The 19,934-nt window shown below is 61.5% G+C and carries 18 protein-coding genes; 10 read left to right on the top strand and 8 right to left on the bottom strand.

Annotation, left to right across the window (positions count from 1 at the left end):
• Positions 1–50: 50 nt before the first annotated feature.
• The 3 genes from map (at position 51) to sbmA (ending at position 3,623) form a co-directional block, all read left to right on the top strand.
• Positions 51–800 carry a type I methionyl aminopeptidase gene (map, locus tag QN224_RS17755; protein WP_283977753.1) on the top strand — a complete coding sequence of 250 codons (750 nt, stop codon included), beginning with the start codon at positions 51–53 and terminating at the stop codon, positions 798–800.
• A 262-nt stretch (positions 801–1,062) separates the two neighbouring features.
• Positions 1,063–2,193 (top strand): MFS transporter, encoded by a 1,131-nt coding sequence (locus QN224_RS17750; RefSeq protein ID WP_283977806.1) that lies wholly within the window; start codon positions 1,063–1,065, stop codon positions 2,191–2,193.
• A gap of 167 nt (positions 2,194–2,360) precedes the next feature.
• Positions 2,361–3,623, top strand: coding sequence for a peptide antibiotic transporter SbmA (gene sbmA, locus QN224_RS17745; RefSeq protein ID WP_283977752.1), 1,263 nt, complete (start codon positions 2,361–2,363; stop codon positions 3,621–3,623).
• A 10-nt stretch (positions 3,624–3,633) separates the two neighbouring features.
• On the opposite strand, the gene QN224_RS17740 is transcribed toward sbmA, so the two are convergent.
• Positions 3,634–4,644 (bottom strand): polysaccharide deacetylase, encoded by a 1,011-nt coding sequence (locus tag QN224_RS17740; protein ID WP_283977751.1) that lies wholly within the window; start codon positions 4,642–4,644, stop codon positions 3,634–3,636.
• A 146-nt stretch (positions 4,645–4,790) separates the two neighbouring features.
• On the opposite strand from QN224_RS17740, the gene QN224_RS17735 reads away from it, so the two are divergent.
• The 4 genes from QN224_RS17735 to QN224_RS17720 all read left to right on the top strand — a co-directional run bounded on the left by QN224_RS17735 (position 4,791) and on the right by QN224_RS17720 (position 9,467).
• Positions 4,791–5,378: an NnrU family protein gene (locus QN224_RS17735; protein WP_283977750.1), complete on the top strand. Its 588-nt coding sequence runs from the start codon at positions 4,791–4,793 to the stop codon at positions 5,376–5,378.
• Between the two features lie 88 nt (positions 5,379–5,466).
• Positions 5,467–6,135, top strand: coding sequence for a tetratricopeptide repeat protein (locus QN224_RS17730; protein WP_283977749.1), 669 nt, complete (start codon positions 5,467–5,469; stop codon positions 6,133–6,135).
• Between the two features lie 125 nt (positions 6,136–6,260).
• Entirely contained in the window at positions 6,261–7,694 is a 1,434-nt protein-coding gene (gene der, locus QN224_RS17725; RefSeq protein WP_173509541.1) for a ribosome biogenesis GTPase Der, read from the top strand.
• A gap of 123 nt (positions 7,695–7,817) precedes the next feature.
• A complete protein-coding gene (locus QN224_RS17720; protein WP_283977748.1) occupies positions 7,818–9,467 on the top strand; it encodes an alpha-glucosidase family protein in 1,650 nt (549 codons plus the stop codon).
• 3 nt (positions 9,468–9,470) lie between these two features.
• Here the strand turns inward: QN224_RS17720 and ade are convergent, their stop codons facing one another.
• The 7 genes from ade to QN224_RS17685 all read right to left on the bottom strand — a co-directional run bounded on the left by ade (position 9,471) and on the right by QN224_RS17685 (position 17,154).
• Positions 9,471–11,168 carry an adenine deaminase gene (gene ade / locus QN224_RS17715; protein WP_283977747.1) on the bottom strand — a complete coding sequence of 566 codons (1,698 nt, stop codon included), beginning with the start codon at positions 11,166–11,168 and terminating at the stop codon, positions 9,471–9,473.
• Between the two features lie 87 nt (positions 11,169–11,255).
• Positions 11,256–12,584: an aspartate aminotransferase family protein gene (locus QN224_RS17710; protein WP_283977746.1), complete on the bottom strand. Its 1,329-nt coding sequence runs from the start codon at positions 12,582–12,584 to the stop codon at positions 11,256–11,258.
• A 248-nt stretch (positions 12,585–12,832) separates the two neighbouring features.
• Positions 12,833–13,177 (bottom strand): helix-turn-helix transcriptional regulator, encoded by a 345-nt coding sequence (locus QN224_RS17705; protein WP_173509545.1) that lies wholly within the window; start codon positions 13,175–13,177, stop codon positions 12,833–12,835.
• A 119-nt stretch (positions 13,178–13,296) separates the two neighbouring features.
• Positions 13,297–14,040, bottom strand: coding sequence for a HugZ family protein (locus QN224_RS17700; RefSeq protein ID WP_283977745.1), 744 nt, complete (start codon positions 14,038–14,040; stop codon positions 13,297–13,299).
• 88 nt (positions 14,041–14,128) lie between these two features.
• Entirely contained in the window at positions 14,129–15,178 is a 1,050-nt protein-coding gene (choV, locus tag QN224_RS17695) for a choline ABC transporter ATP-binding protein (protein ID WP_283977744.1), read from the bottom strand.
• Entirely contained in the window at positions 15,175–16,020 is an 846-nt protein-coding gene (choW, locus tag QN224_RS17690) for a choline ABC transporter permease subunit (protein ID WP_173509548.1), read from the bottom strand. The genes choV and choW overlap by 4 nt, the downstream gene beginning before the upstream one ends.
• A gap of 177 nt (positions 16,021–16,197) precedes the next feature.
• Positions 16,198–17,154 (bottom strand): choline ABC transporter substrate-binding protein, encoded by a 957-nt coding sequence (locus QN224_RS17685; protein ID WP_283977805.1) that lies wholly within the window; start codon positions 17,152–17,154, stop codon positions 16,198–16,200.
• A 317-nt stretch (positions 17,155–17,471) separates the two neighbouring features.
• Between QN224_RS17685 and QN224_RS17680 the strand changes: the two genes are divergently transcribed.
• The 3 genes from QN224_RS17680 (at position 17,472) to QN224_RS17670 (ending at position 19,873) form a co-directional block, all read left to right on the top strand.
• Positions 17,472–18,059, top strand: coding sequence for a thymidine kinase (locus QN224_RS17680; RefSeq protein ID WP_283977743.1), 588 nt, complete (start codon positions 17,472–17,474; stop codon positions 18,057–18,059).
• A gap of 238 nt (positions 18,060–18,297) precedes the next feature.
• The gene (locus QN224_RS17675) at positions 18,298–18,606 is read left to right on the top strand and encodes a cytochrome c family protein (protein WP_336621117.1); all 309 of its coding nucleotides are present in this window, start codon (positions 18,298–18,300) and stop codon (positions 18,604–18,606) included.
• Between the two features lie 178 nt (positions 18,607–18,784).
• On the top strand, positions 18,785–19,873 hold the full coding sequence (locus QN224_RS17670; protein ID WP_283977741.1) for a hypothetical protein: 1,089 nt from the start codon (positions 18,785–18,787) through the stop codon (positions 19,871–19,873).
• Positions 19,874–19,934: the final 61 nt, after the last annotated feature.

Here is a 19,934-nt window from a genome sequence, read left to right as displayed (position 1 = left end):
TGGAATATTCGGCTTCGACACGCTACATCTACGCGCGAAAGCGAGACACCATGACCCTCAACAATGATGAAGACCTGCTCCGATTGAAGGAGATCGGCCGCATCTGCGCCAATGCGCTCCAGGCAATGGGCGAGGCGCTCGAACCCGGCATTACGACGGCGGAACTCGATGCGATCGGCCGCAAGGTTTTGGAGGATGCCGGCGCGCGCTCGGCGCCGGAGCTCTGCTACCGCTTTCCCGGCGCGACCTGCATCAGCGTCAACGAGGAGATCGCCCATGGCATTCCGGGCACCCGCGTGATCCGCGCCGGCGACCTCGTCAACATCGATGTTTCGGCCGAGAAGGACGGCATCTTCGCCGATACCGGCGCTTCCTTTCCGGTGCCGCCGGTGACCGCAGCAATCGACAGGCTTTGCCGTGATGGCAGGCGCGCCATGTGGGTCGGATTGAAGCAGGTACGTCCGGGTCAATCCCTGGCGACGATCGGCAATGCCATTGGCGAATTCGCCCGCAAGAACCGCTATTCACTCGTCACCAACCTTGCGAGCCACGGCATCGGCCGTTCGCTGCATGAAGAGCCGGGCGAGATCGCCACCTGGCCGGACCCGTCCGAGCGGCGACACATGACCGATGGCATGGTTTTCACGGTGGAGCCGTTCTTGTCGACGGGCGCCCACTGGGCGGAAGGCGGAGACGATGACTGGACGCTCTACAGCGAGCCGCGCGCTCCGACGGTGCAGTATGAACATACCGTCGTCGTCACGCGCGGCGGGCCGCTGGTCGTGACTTTGCCGGGCTAACGCTCGGCCGATCCCGTGGATCGTTCGATTCCTTCAATAGGACGTTCAATTATAGTCATTTGTCGTCTTCTTGCTGCGGTGCAATAAGAAGTCCATGAGCACGCTTCACAAAATGCCGGACCGCGATCATCTCTCTGCGAAGCGAACCGGTGGCGGCTTTCATGACGTGAAGCACCGCGGGGGCGAAGAGACGACGTCTTCCATCGCGTATCCAGCCCCAAGCGGCAACCTTGTGGCAACGGCGGTTGCCGGCGCCATTGCCATGGCGGTCGCCATGGGCTTCGGCCGGTTTTCCTACACGCCGATCCTGCCTGCGATGATGGCGGACGCGGGGCTCTCGCCGCGGGACGCTGGGCTGATTGCGTCGGCGAACTTCGTTGGCTATCTCGCCGGCGCCGTGCTTGCCGCCTATGGCTGGGCGCATGGTCGCGAACGGCGGATCGGCCTCGCCGCGCTCGTGGCGACGACGCTGTTGCTCGCCGCCATGGGGGTGACGTCCTCGGTACTCGCCTATTCTGTCATTCGTTTCCTCGCGGGCGTCGCCAGCGCCTTTGCGATGATCTTCCTTTCGGGAATCGTGCTGGGGGAGGGACTGCGCGCCAGATCGGAGCATGTGCCGTCGGTGCATTTCGGTGGCGTCGGTCTCGGCATAGCCCTTTCCTCGATCTGTGTCTGGGCCGCGCCGCTTGCGGCCACCGGCTTCTCCACGTCGCAAGCGGACTGGTTTACCGGTGCACTCGTCGCGCTGGCGGGCACGGTCGTCGTGGCTGCGCTGCTGCCGCGCGGCCATCTTGCCGCAAATGGGGGTGAACGCGAAAGGCCGCTGACGTGGACGCGGCCGCTCACGGTCATGACGCTTACCTACGGCTTCTTCGGCTTCGGCTACGTGATCACCGCCACGTTTCTCGTCGCCATGGCGCGCGATGCCAGCGGCGGTCACAGCGTCGAATTCCTCGCCTGGCTGCTGACGGGCGCGAGTGCCGCGGTCTCGATTTACCTCTGGCGCTTTGCCGTGCCGCGCTTCGGGCTTGCGGGTGTCTACGCCATCGGCCTGCTGGTGGAAGCCGCCGGGCTGGTTCTGACCGTTTCGCTGCCCTTGCCCTTCGCTCCGCTCGTAGGCGGCTTGATGCTCGGCGCTACCTTCATGATGATCACGGCCTACGGCCTGCAGATCGGCCGGCGCCTTGCGCCGGAAAGCCCGCGCCGGGCGCTTGCCTTGATGACTGCAGCCTTCGGCATCGGCCAGATCGTCGGGCCGCTCGTCGCCGGCTGGCTTGCCGAACGGACCGGCGATTTTACCTTGCCGACGCTGGTCGCGGCCGTAGTGCTGTTTTGCTGCGGAACCGTAGTCGTGCTTGAACTTCGCAAGATCAGCGCCGCCCTGGAACGCTGATATTCGCCGCCGTTCGGTTGATTTTGCGGAAAATTGTGAACAAGCGCAGCTTGATGAAATAACAGTAACATTCACATTACCTAATTGTTGCCTAGGGCGATTTGCCCTAGTTTCGGCACATCAGGGGGCAAGTCATTGTCCCTCATCAGAAGCGAGAGTGCCGCACCTTGTTCCAATCCTTTTTCCCCAAGCCGAAGCAATTCTTCATTTCCGTCACCGTATGGTCGCTGCTAGCCATTGCCTTCTGGTATAGTTGGGGCGAAAGCATGGGAGCAGCTTTTGGGCTCCCGCCGTTGGCGATTGACGCGCCGCCCATTGTCGGCATTTCCGCTTTCTGGTCGCCAGCCTTCCTGTGGTTTTACATCTACTTTGCCGTCATCGTCGGGCTTTTCACCGCGTTCTGGTACGTCTATTCGCCGCATCGTTGGCAGACCTGGTCTATCTTGGGGTCGGCTCTGATCCTTTTCGTCACCTATTTCCAGGTTCAGGTGAGTGTTGCGATCAACAACTGGTACGGCCCCTTCTGGGACCTGGTGCAGGCAGCGGTTTCGAAGTCAGCCGTTGTGACGGCCGAGCAGTTCTACGGCGAGATCGCCACCTTCCTGGCGATTGCAATGGTGGCTGTCGCTGTTGCGGTCATGACGCGCTTCTTCGTCAGCCACTACATCTTCCGCTGGCGCACCGCGATGAACGAATATTACATGGACAACTGGGGTAGGCTTCGCCATATCGAAGGCGCCTCGCAGCGCGTCCAGGAAGACACGATGCGTTTCTCGACCACCGTCGAGGGGCTCGGCGTCAGCCTGATCGACAGCGTCATGACGCTGATCGCGTTCACGCCGGTGCTGATCCGACTGTCGGCCAACGTCACCGAGCTTCCGATTGTCGGCATCATTCCCTATCCGCTGGTAACGGCCGCCGTGCTCTGGTCGCTGTTCGGCACGGTGTTCCTGGCTCTCGTCGGCATCAAGTTGCCGGGGCTGGAGTTCCGCAATCAGCGCGTGGAGGCCGCCTATCGTAAGGAACTCGTCTACGGCGAGGATCACGCCGACCGCGCGCAGCCGCCGACGGTCGCCGATCTGTTCGACAATGTCCGCCGGAACTATTTCCGGCTTTACTTCCACTATCTCTATTTCAATATCGCCCGCATCTTCTACCTGCAGATCAACAACATCTTCTCGTTGCTGATCCTGGCTCCGTCGATCATCGCCGGCAAGATTTCCCTCGGCGCCCTGAACCAGATTTCCGGTGCATTCGGCCAGGTAACGTCTTCGTTCCAGTATCTCGTCAACTCGTGGCCGACGATTGTCGAACTGCTCTCGATCTACAAGCGCTTGCGCGCCTTCGAAGCGATCCTCGACGAGGAGCCGCTGCCGGAGATCGATCAGCAGTTCATCGAGGTCGGCGGCAAGGAAGAACTGGCGCTCTGAAGGACGGCAATCAGAAGGCGGAGCGATCCGCCTTCTTTTTTGCGTCCTCGATAAGGGGAAGCGCCTCCGCGTAGCTGACGCAGGCGACATCCGGCTTGCCGCAGGTCTCGGTCAGGAAGCGGTCAAGCGCGCGCCAATAGGCGCCGCCATTCATCTCGACGAAATGGAAGCCGAGCTGAAGCGGGACACGGCCGCCGTCATATTCCTTGCGGAAAGCCTCGCGGTAGGCCGCAAGCGTACGTTCTTCGAAGACCGCGCTGTTCTTCTTGTTTTCGACGCCCATCGAATGACGGACGAAGAGATTGTAATCCATGCCGATCACCGGCCGATGCGACGGGCCTTCGGGAATGAGGGGCAGGCCGAAACGCGGCAGGCCATCCTGCACCGACGGCCAGCCGGGGCCTTTGGTGACGAGGCTTGCGTCATAGGTAAAGCCGAACGCCTTCAGCGCCGGCAGCAGACCGTCGCTCAATGAGAGATAGGGCGCGCGGAAGCCCTTGATGCCGGTTCGCGCAAAGTCCGCCCAGCCTTGCGGCTCGGCTTCCGCCTTGCCGGCTTTTTTCCAGGCGTCGGCCACTGCGTCGCGGAACGCAGTGAATTCGCGCTGCCAATCGGTCTCGCTCCAGCCCTTCCCGTCGAAATGGCCGCATGCGTGGCTGCCGATATCGTGTCCTTCGAGGCGAGCATGCCAGATATGGCCGGCGCGACCAGCGATCTCCTCGCGGCTTTGCGCAAAGCCGACATTAGAGCGTCCCGCCTTCTGCCCCGGCGCCTTGTAGATCTCTTTTCCGTCGGCCTTCGTCATCAGGAAGGTGCAGGAAAGGAAATAGGTGAAGTGGGCGCCGGTGCGCTTTGCCAGGGCGAGGCTCTTCTCCCAGAGCGCGTTGTCATGCGCGCCGTCGAACGAGACGATCACGAGTTGCTTGTTCGCTGGCGCCGCTGCCTCGGGTGTCGGGGGCGGGGCGGCTGCTGCGAGGGCGGGAAAGAGACAAACGGAGAGCGTAAGGGCGTTGCGGGTCATTTCCGGGGCATCTTGGGAGAATCAGCAAAGGATTTGTTCGTGTCGTCCCTTCTTCAACAATGCGGCAATCCTTTGATCCATCTGGCAATTCGCGATCGATACCGCTATGCCTTGGTAAACAAATGGATAATTGCGGCGGGTAAAACATGGCGCTTCTGGTTCTAGGCATTGTGATCTTTATGGGCATCCACCTCGTTCGAAGCTTCGCGCCCGGCATGCGCGCGGCGGTGATCGAGCGAAGCGGTGTCGGAACCTGGCACGCGATCCACGCCATCGCGGCGATCGTCGGCCTCGGTCTTATCGCCGTCGGATTCGACCAGGCGCGCGCGACGACCGGTGTCCTCTACACGCCGCCGGTCTTCCTCTCCCATATCGCCCTGACACTGATGCTGATCGCCTGCATCTCTCTCGCCGCCGCCTTCCTGCCGCCCGGCAGGATCCGCGTCGTAGCCAAGCATCCGGCCATTCTGGCCATCAAGATCTGGGCGCTTGCCCATCTGCTTGCCAACGGCGAGACGTCCTCGGTCCTGCTCTTCGGCGCCTTCCTGGCCTGGGGCGTCATTCTCCGGATATCGATGAAGAAGCGCTGGCGGGCCGGCGAGATCAGCTATCCGACCTTTGTTTCCTACCGCTACGATGTCGGCGCGATCCTGATCGGCGCGGCGCTCTTCGTTGCAATTGTCTGGAAACTGCACGAACTGGTGATCGGCGTAGCACCCATCGCCATCGGCTAAATGATCTTCTCCCCCTTACAAGCGGCGCAAAATCGGGTAGAAGGCGCAAAATTCTCAGCATGAAGGCCGGGCAGCCGGAACACAGGACATGGCGAACCAAGACGACAGCTTTATCCGCGAGGTCAATGAGGAACTCCGTTCGGACCAGATGAAGGCCATCTGGACGCGCTTCGGCGGGCTGATCGTTGCGCTGGCCGCCCTGATCGTTCTGGGTACCGTCGGCAAGGTCGGTTACGATTACTGGCAGGAAACGTCCTCGTCGCGGTCCGGCGATGCTTTCCTCGCCGCGCTCAATCTCGCCCGGGAGAACAAGTCGGACGAGGCCTTTGCGGCGCTGACGGCTCTGGAGAAGGACGGCTACGGCTCCTATCCCGTATTGGCCCGGCTCAGGACCGCAACCCTGCAGGCGCAGAAGGGCGAGACTGATGCGGCGATCGCCGCCTTCTCCGACATCGGCAAGGATACCCGCATTCCGCCGGCGCTGCGCGATGCGGCGCGCCTGCGCGCGGCCTATCTGCTCGTCGACAACGGAACCTACGAGCGGGTGTCGTCCGAGGTCGAGCAACTGGCAGTTCCGCAAAACACGATGCGCCATTCCGCCCGCGAAGCGCTCGGTCTTGCCGCTTACAAGGCAGGCGACTTCGCCAGGGCAAAGAGCTGGTTCCAGCAAATCACAGACGACAAGGAGAGCCCGCGCGGCGTCATGGGTCGTGCGCAGATGCTGCTTGACGTAATCGCTGCGAGCGGCAAAGCCTAGCGCATCGGCCCGAAAATCGGACCCGATTTTCGGAAAGCACGATGCGTGGACTCAAAGAGTTACAGCGTCCTTTGTGCGTCCTAAAGGACGCACGGCGCTGTAAGAGCGGAAACGGATATTTCGAGATGAGCTTTACCGTCGCCATCGTCGGGCGCCCCAATGTCGGCAAGTCCACCTTGTTCAACCGCCTGGTTGGCAAGAAGCTGGCGCTCGTCGACGATACGCCGGGCGTCACCCGCGACCGCCGTCCGGGCGACGCCAAGCTCGTCGATCTCAAGTTTCGTATCATCGATACCGCCGGTCTCGAACAATCGGCGCCCGAGAGCCTGCAGGGGCGCATGTGGGCGCAGACCGAGGCGGCGATCGACGAGGCCGACCTTTCGCTTTTCGTGATCGATGCCAAGGCGGGATTGACGCCCGCCGACGAAACGCTCGCCGAAATGCTGCGTCGCCGCGGCAAGCCGGTCATCGTCGTCGCCAACAAGGCGGAAGCGCGCGGCTCCGATGGCGGCTTCTACGACGCCTTCACGCTCGGTCTCGGCGATCCTTGCCCGATCTCGGCCGAACATGGCGAGGGCATGCTCGACCTGCGCGACGCGATCGTTGCCGCGCTCGGTGAGGAGAGGGCATTTCCGCCGAAGGACGACGTGGCGGTAACCGACGTCGATATCCGCCCGACCGCTCCGGGCGAGGGGGCTGAGGACGAGGACGCAGAGCCCGCCTACGACGAAACGAAGCCGCTGCGCGTGGCGATCGTCGGCCGGCCGAATGCCGGCAAGTCGACGCTGATCAACCGCTTCCTCGGCGAAGACCGGCTGCTGACCGGGCCAGAGGCAGGCATCACCCGCGATTCGATCTCCGTCGAATGGCAATGGCGCGGCCGCACGATCAAGATGTTCGACACGGCCGGTATGCGCCGCAAGGCAAAGGTCCAGGAAAAGCTCGAAAAGCTCTCGGTCGCCGATGCGCTGAGGGCGATCCGCTTTGCCGAGACCGTCGTCGTCGTTTTCGACGCCACGATCCCCTTCGAGAAGCAGGACCTGCAGATCGTCGACTTGGTGCTTCGCGAAGGGCGGGCGGCTGTGCTGGCCTTCAACAAATGGGATCTGGTCGAGGATTGGCAGGCGGTTCTGGCCGACCTCCGTGAAAAGACGGAGCGCCTGCTGCCGCAGGCGCGCGGCATCCGCGCGGTTCCGATTTCCGGCCATACGGGCTATGGCCTCGACCGGCTGATGCAGGCGATCATCGACACCGATAAGGTGTGGAACCGGCGCATCTCCACGGCGCGGCTCAACCGCTGGCTCGAAGCGCAACAGGTACAGCATCCGCCGCCGGCCGTTTCCGGCCGCCGCCTCAAGCTCAAATACATGACGCAGGTGAAGGCCCGTCCGCCGGGCTTCATGATTTCCTGCACGCGCCCCGATGCGCTGCCGGAATCCTACACCCGATATCTCATCAACGGGCTTCGTAACGATTTCGACTTGCCTGGTGTGCCGATCCGCGTGCATTTCCGAGCGTCGGAGAATCCTTACGAATCGAAGGCACGCAAGAAGCGCTGACCGCCTGACGCTCATCGAAACGGTGGATTGTCTTGCCGGCGGCGAACAGGGCGATCGTCGTTTACTCGAAGAATTCCCAAATATACATCTGCATGGGGACAGCCGAAACGAGGGGATTCGCCGATGGCGACAGCATCGAGGTCAGGTGACGACTGGTGGCGCGGCGCGGTGATCTACCAGGTCTATCCGCGCTCCTTCCAGGACACCGACGGCGACGGCATTGGTGATCTTCGCGGCGTCACGCGGCGACTTCCGCATATCGCCTCGCTCGGCGTCGACGCGATCTGGCTGTCGCCCTTCTTCACCTCGCCGCAGGCCGACATGGGCTATGATGTCTCCGACTATTGTGGCGTCGATCCGATGTTCGGCACGCTTGCCGATTTCGACGCGATGCTCGCGGAGGCGCATCGCCTCGGGCTGAAAGTGATCATCGATCAGGTCATTTCGCACAGCTCGGACCGCCATCCTTGGTTCGTCGAAAGCCGGTCGAGCCGAAGCAATCCCAAGGCTGACTGGTACGTCTGGGCGGATCCGAAGCCGGATGGGACGGCGCCGAACAACTGGCTTTCTATTTTCGGCGGCCCGGCCTGGGAATGGGACGGCGTGCGCAGACAATATTACATGCACAATTTCCTCTCGTCGCAGCCGGATCTGAATTTTCACAATCCGGAGGTCCAGGAAGCCCTGCTGTCGACCGTCCGCTTCTGGCTGGACCGCGGCGTCGACGGCTTCCGACTCGATACCGTGAACTTCTATTTCCACGACCGGCATCTGCGCGACAACCCGCCGCTCGTTCCCGATCCCGAGGCGACCAGCAACGATGCGCCGGACGTCAACCCCTATGGCATGCAGGACCATCTCCACGATAAGAGCCAGCCGGAAAACATCGCCTTCCTCACGCGGCTGCGGGCGTTGCTCGATGAATATGGCGGCCGCACCACGGTGGGCGAGGTGGGGGATGGTGCCCGTTCACTGAAGACGGTCGCCGCCTATACCAGCGGCGGCGACAAGCTGCACATGTGCTACACCTTCGATCTTCTCGGACCGGAGTTCACCGCAACGCATATCCGCCGATGCGTCGAGAACTTCCAGGCCGTGGTGACCGACGGCTGGGTCTGCTGGGCCTTCTCCAACCACGATGTCATGCGCCATGTCAGCCGCTTCGTGCGGGACGAGGCGGAGAGGGAGCGGGTGGCGAGACTGGCGATCTCGCTGCTTTCGGCCCTGCGCGGCTCCATCTGTCTCTATCAGGGCGAGGAACTGGGATTGCCGGAGGCAGAACTTGCCTTCGAGGAACTGCGCGATCCCTACGGAATCCGCTTCTGGCCGGCCTTCAAAGGCCGCGACGGTTGCCGCACGCCGATGGTCTGGGAGGGGGATCTCGACAACGCCGGATTCTCCGCCGGGATCCCTTGGCTGCCGGTGCGCGGCGAACAGCGGATGCTGGCCGTCGATGCGCAGGAAAACATCTCGGGATCGGTCCTGGAACATTATCGCTCTACGCTCGCCTTCCGCCGCCTGCACGCACCGCTTCTCGACGGCGACATGGGGTTTGTTGCCTCCAATCAGGACATTCTGGCCTTCATACGGGAGAAGGACGGTGAGCGGCTGCTCTTCGTCTTCAATCTCACGCGGGAGCCGCAGACCGTTCAGCTTTCGACCGGAACGATCGTCGCAGAGGTGCTGCCGATGCCCGGATTTGCGCCCGCCTTCACGGAGAGCGCAATCATGCTTTCCGGCCTCGACGTCTTTTGTGGCAGGCTGCGAGCCTGAGGCTCACCCGATCAGCGCGAACTTATCCACGTCGACCAGCCCACGATCCGAGATCTTCAGGTGCGGGATCACCGGCAGCGGCAGGAAGGCAAGTTGCAGGAACGGTTCCTCGAGTGTGGCGCCGAGCGCGAAGGCGGCATGGCGCAGGTGATGCAGGATGTCGCGCACCTGTTCGTAGCGTTCGAGGCTCATCAGGCCGGCAATCGGCAGCGCGATCTCGCCGGTGACCCTGCCGTCTTCGACAACGACGAAGCCGCCCTTGATCTCGCCGAGCCGGTTTGCGGCGAGCGCCATGTCCTCTTCGTTGACGCCGACCACGCAAATATTGTGGCTGTCGTGACCGACCGTCGAGGCAATTGCGCCCTTCTTCAGGCCGAAGCCCTGGACGAAGCCGTTCGCGTGGTTGCCGTTGACGCCGTGGCGCTCGATGACGGCGACCTTGATGATATCTCGGCCGAGGTCGACTCCGGTTTGGTTTCCTTCAGCGGGCAGGTGGAAGCGCCGGTGTTCCGTGATGATCTTGCCGGGCAGGACGCCGATCACCGAGGTCTGACCTTCAGCATAGGGAACCGCGAAGTCGGCCGCCTTGATCTCGCCCGCCTTGACACTGTCGAGACCGACGGGCTCGACCGGTTTGCGCGTGACGAAGATCGCATCCGTTACCCGCCTCCCGGCGGAAAACACGATCTCGGCCTTGCAGTTTTCGACGCTGTCGATGACGACGAGGTCGGCGCGCCAGCCGGGCGCGACAAGGCCGCGATCCCTGAGGCCGAAGGCGCGGGCGGCGGAAATCGAGGCGGCGCGATAGATCGCCAGAGGCTCGACGCCTGCCGCGATCGCGGTGCGGATCATGTGGTCGAGATGGCCCTGTTCGGCGATATCGAGTGGATTGCGGTCATCGGTGCAAAGCGCAAGGTAGGGCGACAGCCGCTCGGTGATGATCGGCATCAGGGCATTGAGGTCCTTGGAGACGGACCCTTCGCGCACGAGAATGTGCATGCCCTTGCGGATCTTTTCGAGCGCCTCTTCCGCGGACGTGCATTCATGATCGGTGCGGATGCCGGTTGCGAGATAGCCGTTCAGTTCCTTGCCGGAGAGAAGCGGCGCGTGGCCGTCGATGTGGCCTCCCTGGAATGCATCGAGCTTCGCCAGGCAGACCGGATCCTTATGGACGACGCCTGGAAAGTTCATGAACTCGGCCAAGCCGATAACCTTCGGATGGTGGCGAAAGGGCACGAGACGCTCGATCGGCAGGTCGGCGCCGGCCGTTTCGAGATGCGTCGCCGGCACGCAGGACGAAAGCTGGACGCGGATGTCCATGATCGTTTCCACCGCTGAATCCAGAAAGAACTGGATGCCCTCGGTGCCAAGCACGTTGGCGATCTCATGCGGGTCGCAGATGGCCGTGGTGACGCCGAGCGGTAGAACGCAGCGGTCGAATTCGTGCGGGGTGACGAGCGAGGATTCGATGTGCAGATGCGTATCGATGAAACCCGGAACGACGATGCGCCCGGTGATGTCGATTTCCTCGCGTCCCTGATAATCGCCGTAGGTGCCGACGATGCGATCGCCGCAAATGGCGATGTCGGAGGCAACGAGTTCACCGGTGACGAGATCGAAGAAGCGCCCGCCCTTGAGCACCACGTCTGCCGGGGCGCGGCCCACGCCCTGATCGATGATACGTTCCAACATCTCGGACATGCGCGCGCTCCGCTTCTTTGCTTCGATCATAAGAATAACCCTCTCCCCGCGCAGGGGGAAAGGGTCGAGAAAGCATGATGTCGAAGCTCAGATGTTGTTCTTCAGAACGTCTCGCAGCTTGTCGAACAATTCGTCGATCTGCTGCTTCTCGATGATGAGCGGCGGTGACAGCGCGATGATGTCGCCGGTCGTGCGGATCAGCAGCCCCTTCTCATAGGCTTTCAGGAAGGCGGAGAATGCCCGCTTCGTCGGCTCTCCTGCGATCGGTTCCAGTTCGATCGCGCCGATCAGGCCGATGTTGCGGATGTCGATGACATGCGGGCAGTCCTTGAGCGAATGCAGAGCTTCTTCCCAATAGGAGGCGAGCTCACTGGCGCGTGTCAGCAGGCCTTCTTCCTTGTAGGTATCGAGTGTTCCGAGCGCCGCGGCGGAGGCGATCGGGTTGCCGGAATAGGTATAGCCGTGGAAGAACTCGATCAGATGTTCCGGCCCGGTCATGAAGGCATCGTGGATCTCCGACGTCACGAAGACGGCACCCATCGGGATCACCCCGTTGGTGAGACCTTTCGCGGTGGTGATGATGTCCGGCTTCACGTCGAAGTACTGCGCGGCAAAAGGCGTGCCGAGGCGGCCATAACCGGTGATGACCTCGTCGAAAATCAGGAGGATGCCGTGCTTCGTGCAGATTTCGCGCAGCTTCTGCAGATAGCCCTTCGGCGGGATGAGTACGCCGGTGGATCCCGCAACGGGCTCGACGATGACGGCGGCGATCGTCGAGGCGTCATGCAGGGTGACGATCCGCTCCAGTTCGGTTGCGAGATCGGCGCCATGCTCCGGTTCTCCACGGGTGAAAGCATTCCTGGCCGGAAGATGGGTATGCGACAGGTGGTCGACGCCGGTCAGAAGCGTGCCGAACATCTTGCGGTTGGCGACGATGCCGCCGACCGAAATACCGCCGAAATTGACGCCGTGATAGCCGCGCTCGCGGCCGATCAGCCGGAAACGGGAGCCGTTGCCTTTCGCGCGATGGTAGGCAAGCGCGACCTTCAGGGCCGTATCGACCGATTCGGAACCCGAGTTCGTGTAGAGAACATGGTTCATGCCCTCGGGCGCGATGTCTACGAGCCGGTTGGCAAGCTCGAAAGCTTTCGGATGGCCAAGCTGGAAAGCGGGCGCATAGTCGAGTTCGCCGGCCTGCGCGCGGATCGCTTCGGTGATTTTCGGGCGGCAGTGGCCCGCATTGACGCACCAGAGTCCCGCCGTCCCGTCCAGCACCGTGCGACCGTCATGGGTCGTGTAGTACATGTCCTTGGCACCGACGAAGAGGCGCGGCTCTTTCTTGAATTGCCGGTTGGCCGTGAACGGCATCCAGAAGGCGCGCAGATCGTTCGGCGTGGTGTTCAATCGGTTCGACATGTCCTGTTCTCCTCGGCGGATCTGATTGCTGGCGGTGCCCAATGACGGCCAGGTCGGATTCTTTTACCCGTTGGTCAAACTATCAGCGCGCCCGATAGCGTCAAGCCTGCGGCTTTTGCGTCCCGCGCACCAAGTTTTTCGAGAGAACGATGGGCGGCGCCTTCCCGGCTCGCCAAAAATATAGCCCCCCGCGTGATTGTTCGTGGGGGGCTTCTCAGAATGTCCAGCGTGGCGGACGTATTGGGAGTTTACGCCGATTTGCGGACGAGGATTTTTTCTTCCACGGCATTGTTGTCTTCACCGTAGATCTCTGCGAGGGCGCCCAAAATCTTCATGACCGCGCCAGAGGAACTCGAATAATAGATCGTCTGGGCGTCACGACGGGTGCTTACCAGATTCTGGGCACGCAATTTCGAAAGATGCTGAGAAAGAGCCGACTGGCTCAGCCCAACCTTGTTGGCCAATGCGCCGACCGCCAGCTCTTCCTTTGTGAGAGAGTCGAGGATGAGGAGGCGTTTCGGATTTGCCATGGCCGAAAGGAAACCGGCTGCTATTTCGGCTTCCTCGTGTTTTTCAGGCGGAAGAGGCTGCATTGCGTGCTCCATGCGAAAATTACATCACACGTAGTTATGATTGACGAAGCACGATAATTAGCCGTGATGCATAAAAGGGCAACCACCAAGTGCGAAAAATGGGGGTAGCTTGGCGCCGATTAACCGTAAAGTTTTTTCAGAAGTGGCCGCAATTCCCCCGGATCCTGTATAGATGCCTCGAATTCGAGGCGCCTCAACCGCTCCCCGTCGGAAAGGTCGAGGCCGGCTGCGTCGATGCCGACGATCTTCCAGTCGCCGTCCGGCGCGCGGCAATGGACGGTCGCGTAGTGCTTCACGGCGCCGGCATGGTCGGCATTCATGTGCTCGATCGCGCTCTCCTCCATTTCGGCGAGCGCGGCCGCGGCCGGTGAAGCGATGGCGAGATCTTCGGCCGTCAGCACATAGGCGCGGCCGAAGCCGCCGTTAAGGCTTGCCCGGAGCGGCTGCAGGCGGAAGAAGCCGAAATCGGGAAAGTCGACATAGAGCTTGGCCTTGGGGTGGCGGCGGACGAAGCGCGCGCGAATGCGGGCATGAGCCTCGGAATCGTGTGGAACCTCTTCGGCTTCGCATTGGACGCTAAGGCGCGGGTGGGCGAGCGGATCGCCCTTGCCGGGCTCGCCCGCCAGTAGCGACGCGCGCCGGTCGGCGAGCAGCGCCTGCGTGTGCGTTGCAAGCCGCGAGACGAGTATCACCGGCGCGCCATCGATGTCGATGCCGATCAGGACGCGGCTTACGAAGGGGAAGCCGCTGCTTTCGGGCTCGATGACGGCGAGCGCGCCACTTTTCGCCGAGCGAAGCAGTATCCGGGCAAGCTTGCGCGCCTCATCGTCGGTTTCGCGCAACACGTTGGGTTTGTCGCTCATGACTCGCCTCCTTTCGCTGCCTGCCACCCGAACAATGAAAAGCCCGAAGCGGTCGCTCCGGGCTTTATTGGCCGTTCGGCGCGTTGCGTCAACTTTTGTTGCGGTGACGCGTCAGGCCCTCGACGACGTTTTGCGCATCGATCGTGCCGACCACCGAGCCGTTGTCGACGACGCCGATGCTGCCCGGCTGTCGGGACATGGCATCCAGAATGTCGACGAGGGGAGTGGTCAGCTTCGCCGTTGCAGTCACGCCGGCAATTGTGGCGCCTCGTTCGACGCCGGTTCGCATGACGTCTTTCGCCGTCAGCATGGTGATCGGGTTCATATGCTGGACGAAGTCGGCCACGTATTGGTTCGCCGGGTTTTTCACGATCTCCTGCGGCGTGCCGCACTGGATGATGCGCCCGCCCTCCATGATGGCTATGCGGTTGCCGATGCGGAAAGCTTCGTCGAGATCGTGGCTCACGAAGATGATCGTCTTCTTCAGTCGCCGCTGGAATTCGAGCAGTTCATCCTGCAGGCGGGTGCGGATCAAGGGATCGAGCGCCGAGAATGGCTCGTCCATCAGAAGGATGGGTGCACCGGTCGCAAAGGCGCGGGCAAGTCCGACGCGCTGCTGCATGCCGCCTGAAAGCTCGTTGACTTTGCGGTCCGCCCATTTCGTCAGATTGACCAGATCGAGCTGTTCGCCAACGCGTTTTTTTCGCTCCGCCTCCGGCATGCCTGCGAGTTCGAGACCGAAGCCGACATTGTCGGCGACGGTCCGCCAGGGAAGAAGAGCGAACTGCTGGAACACCATCGAGACCGTATGCATGCGGAAGTCGCGCAACGACTTCGCGGTACAGCGATAGGGGTTCAGCGAGCCGTTCCCGGTCTTGATCTCGACTTCGCCGCGCACGACGGGCGCAAGGCCGTTGACGGCTCTAAGCAGGGTCGACTTGCCGGATCCGGAGAGGCCCATCAGGACCAGGATCTCGCCTTCGTTGATCGTCAGCGAAGCGCCGGCGACGCCGAGCACCAGGCCTGTGGCCGCGCCGATTTCGTCGCGACTTTTCCCCTGGTCGACCATCTGCAGGGCGGTCTGCGGGCTCTTGCCGAAGATGATGTCGACATTCTTGAAAACGACGGCGTCGGTCATGCGCCTTCTCCTTCGTCGGACGAGCGGAACAGACGGTCGAGAACGATGGCGAGGATGACGATGCAGAGGCCGGATTCAAAACCCCGGGCGATATTCACCGTGTTCAGTGCCCTGAGGACCGGCACGCCGAGGCCGTCGGCGCCCACCAGGGCGGCGATCACGACCATCGAGAGTGACAGCATGATTGTCTGGGTAAGCCCGGCCATGATCTGCGGCATAGCGAAAGGCAGTTCCACCTTGCGCAGCACCTGCCATGGAGTGGCGCCGAAGGACTCGGCTGCCTCGACCAGGGACGGCGGCGTGGAGATGATGCCGAGGCGGGTCAGCCGGATCGGTGCGGGGATGGCGAAGATGACCGTGGCGATCAGGCCCGGCACCATGCCGAGCCCGAAGAGGATCAGCGCCGGAATGAGATAGACGAAGGTCGGGATGGTCTGCATGAGATCGAGGATTGGACGCATGATCGAGTAGATCCAGGCGCGCCGCGCCGCCGCAATGCCGAGAGGAACGCCGACAGCCATGCTGACGAAGCTCGCCGCGAGCACCAGCGCCAGCGTTTCAGTCGTCTCCTGCCAGTAGCCCTGATTGATGATCAGCAGCAGCCCGAGACAGGTGAAGAGAGCAATGCCGATCGAGCGGCGGAACCACCAGGCAAGCGCCGTGACGACGACGACAACGATGAGCGGGTGAGGCGTCTGGAGGATATAGAGCAGGACGGCCACGACGGCCGACAGGAAGTTTGCGAGCTGATCGAAGAACAGTTCGAAATTCGTTGTCAGCCAATCGACGAACGCCTTGGCCCAGCCCCCGATGGGGATGCGGTATTCAGTCAGAAATTCCACGAACTTGGATCCCTCTCGTCAGGGTCAAAAACCGGATCGCGCTAAGCGGTGAAGAAAGGCGGGGTGGCCCCCCGCCCGCTGCATGTTTCGGTAATCGGAGCAGACAAAAACACGCAGCAATTCAAACTGCTACAGCGACCTTTGTGCGCCGCCGGGACGCATGGGTGCTCCAGCCGATCACAGACCAAGAGCGGTCTTCACCGCGGCCAGTCCGTCGCCGCCATCCTTGGTGGTGACACCGGCAAGCCAGGGATCGAGAGCCGTCGGATTGGCCTTGAGCCATGCCGCCGCAGCTGCCTCCGGCTCTTCGCCGTCGTTCAGGATCTTGCCCATGATCTCGTTCTCCATCTGGAGCGAGAACTTCAGGTTCTTCAGCAGGGCACCGACGTTGGGGCATTCGGTCGTGTAGCCGGCACGCACGTTGGTGTGCACCGTCGCTCCGCCGAAGTTCGGGCCGAAGATGTCATCGCCGCCGGACAGATAGCTGAGCTTGAAATTGGCGTTCATCGGATGCGGTTCCCACCCGAGGAAGACGATCGGCTCGCCGTCCTTTTCGGCGCGGGCGACTTGCGCCAGCATGCCTTGCTCGGAGGATTCGACCACTTCGAAACCCTTGAGATCGAAGGTTCCCTTTTCGACCATGTCGATGATGAGACGGTTGCCGTCATTGCCCGGTTCGATCCCGTAGATCTTGCCTTCCAGAGCGTCCTTGTGCGCCGCGATATCCTTGAAATCCTTGATGCCGAGTTCCGCGCCCTTGGCGTTGGTCGCGAGCGTGTACTTGGCGCCTTCGAGGTTCTCGCGCACGGTTTCGACCGACTTGTCATCGCGATAGGGCGCGAGGTCGGCTTCCATCGTCGGCATCCAGTTGCCGAGGAAGACGTCGATGTCCTTGTTCTTCAGCGAAGTATAGGTAACGGGAACCGACAAGACCTTCACATCCGTCTCGTAGCCGAGGCCCTTGAGGATAGTCGTCGCAGTTGCGGTCGTTGCCGTAATGTCGGTCCAGCCCACGTCGGAGAAACGGACGGTGCTGCAGCTTTCCGGTTCGGCCGCGGCCGCATTTCCGGCGGTCAGGGCGGCCATGCAAACGGCACCAGCCAGCATGAATTTGATAGAGTGCATCCTTATCATCATTGTCGTTCCCCTGCCTCTGATTATTGTTTTAGCCAAACACCAATGGAGCCTGAATTCAAGCGCCTTGATGTCGAAGGAAGTGTATTGCGTCAATACATTGAGGGGATACACAATGCGACGCCGGATGTCGCAATGTTCATGAAATAGGAGCCTTTTGGCGTCGCGCGCTTGCGTCAACACGCGGGCGTTTCGCTTGGCTGCCCGGTTTGGGGAACCACGTGGGAGATGAAAATCTGTGGGTCACGCCGACGTGCTCTGGTCATCGGCCACAAGCCCCGTCATGAAGCGGATCATGAAGTCCGGAGACGGGAAACATGGCCAAACTCTATTTCAGCTATGCGACGATGAATGCGGGCAAGAGCACGCTGTTGCTGCAGGCCTCCTACAATTATCAGGAGCGCGGCATGCGCGTGGTGATGCTCATCGCCGCCTTCGACGACCGCGCCGGCGCCGGCCGCATCTCTTCACGCATCGGGTTGACATCGGAGGCGATCCCGTTCGACGCGGATGACGACCTCTACGCGCTTGTGGAGAGGCTGAACGTCGACGGTTCCGGCGAGATCGCCTGTGTTTTCGTGGATGAGGCACAATTCCTTGGCGAGAACCAGGTCTGGCAACTCGCGCGCGTCGCCGACCGCCTCAGCATCCCGGTTATGGCCTACGGCCTCAGAACCGACTTCCAGGGCAAGCTCTTTCCCGGTTCAATGGCGCTGCTTGCAATCGCGGACGAGTTGCGCGAAGTCAGGACGATCTGCCATTGCGGGCGCAAGGCGACGATGGTCGTGCGCCTCGATGGCGCCGGTAACCTCGTGCGCGAAGGCGCGCAGGTGGATGTCGGCGGCAACGAAAAGTACGTTTCCTATTGCCGCCGTCACTGGGAAGACCGGATGCATGACGGTTGACGCTGCGCGCTGAGCGCCGTAGTCACGCGCGTTTGCTTCCTACAGCGCCGCGCGTCTAGTCAGACGCGCAAAGGTCGCTGTAGAATTTTGAGTTTCTGCATGATTTTGTCCTTAAAATCGATTCCGATCTAAGGAATCATGCCGGAGGGAATTCAAGCTCATGCATCGGTTTGGCGTTGTCGCCTTTCTTCTTTTTTTTCTCGGCGCATCAGATGGGTTCGCCGGCGGGGATGCAAAAGTGGGAGCGGCGGTCTTCAAGAAGTGCGCCGCTTGCCACACCGCAACCGAGCCCGCACACCGCGTCGGCCCCACGCTGATGGGCGTGGTCGGTTGTCCGGCGGGCTCGCTCGCCAACTACGACTATTCCGACGCGATGAAGGCGTTCGGCGCCGAAGGCAAGGTGTGGGACGAGGCGACTCTTTCGGAATATCTCCTCAGTCCCAAAGCCATGGTTCGCGGCACGAAGATGAGCTTTCCGGGCCTGAGAAAGCCCGCCGAAATCGCCGACGTGATCGCCTATCTCAGGGACCCTTCGGCTGCACGATAGACGGTCGCTGCCATCGCCTGTCCTTTCTTCGGCAGTTTGGGTGAAAAAGCCTGCCTGCGACACTTGTTCTGACCGGCTAAACATCCTTTATATAACTGCAATCGAAGGCTGAATAATCCGGCATGCCGATGCGGCTGCCCGTCCTGATCGAACGGGGGCCGGATTAAAGGGGGATGGAATGGCAACTCTTCAGAATTTTGACGCGGAAATCGAAAGGACGAGGGGTGTCGTCGAAGAGATGCGCGGCAAGCTCGAACAATCTGGCGTTGTCCTCGAGCAGTTCGCCAAGGCCGACACCAAACTCGGCGACGTCAACTTCGATATTGAAAACGCCCGCATCCAGGATGTGATCAACCAACAGAAGGTGATGGAAGCCAACATCGCGGATCTTATCATCGGACTGGAGGATGCAACCAACGTTTTCGGCTCAGAATTCGAAAGCATGAAGAGCTATACCGGCTACGAGAAATTCATCGGCATGTTCTCCAAGCAGAAGATGCAGCGCTTGCGGACCGATCGCGTGCGCAACATGTCGCTTGCCGGCAACCTGCAGGAACTTCTCGTCAAGTCCGATACCATCGTCGGTATCCTCAAGGACCAGAGGGCGATCCTCGACCAGCGCTACAAGACGTCCGAGCAAAGCCTCATCAAGGTGATCGACCGCCGCAAGGGCACGATGGCGGCGCTTGAGCAGGTTCAGAAGCGCATCGAGGAACTCAACCCGCTATTGCTCGACATCGAGAACCGGATCGCCGCTTCGACTGACCAGAAGACGAGAACGGAACTGGAAGGCGAGCGGTCGACGCTTGCGACGGAATATAACGAGAAGCAGGCGAAGGAGCAGGAACTGCTCGCCGAGAGCCAGACGCTCGAGCGCTACACCTCGATGTTCCAGACCTTCGTCGATTCCCTCAACAACCAGATCGCGGCCCAGAACACGTTGATCAACAAGCTGACGATAGATACCGAACAGCGCATCGTGCTTTACAAGTCGCTGGAGGATTCGTTGAAGACCGCGGCGCAGCAGGATGTCGCGCACAAGATCAACACGCTCGGAAGCCAGGTCGATACCGCCGCCGAAGAGACCATGGCCGGCATCGGCGCGGCGGCGCAGCGTCACATCGGCGACCTGCTCGAAATGCATGAAAAGAACATGCTCGCCACGCAGGATATCCAGCGGCGCAAGAAACTGGCCGACGATGCCTTCGCCCGTCGCTTCCAAACGGTGATGGACAAGCACAATGCGGCAAACTACGTGAAGCAGTGATCGGCAAGGCGGCAATGACCAGATTTCCGACCGCCTTTCGGCGCCTGCCGAGGGATTAGGC

The organism is Sinorhizobium sp. 7-81, assembly GCF_030124405.1.
GTDB classification, from domain to species: Bacteria; Pseudomonadota; Alphaproteobacteria; order Rhizobiales; family Rhizobiaceae; genus Sinorhizobium; species Sinorhizobium psoraleae.
The sequence above is the reverse complement of the archived record's forward strand: the minus strand, read 5'-3'. Positions and strand labels throughout refer to the sequence as shown.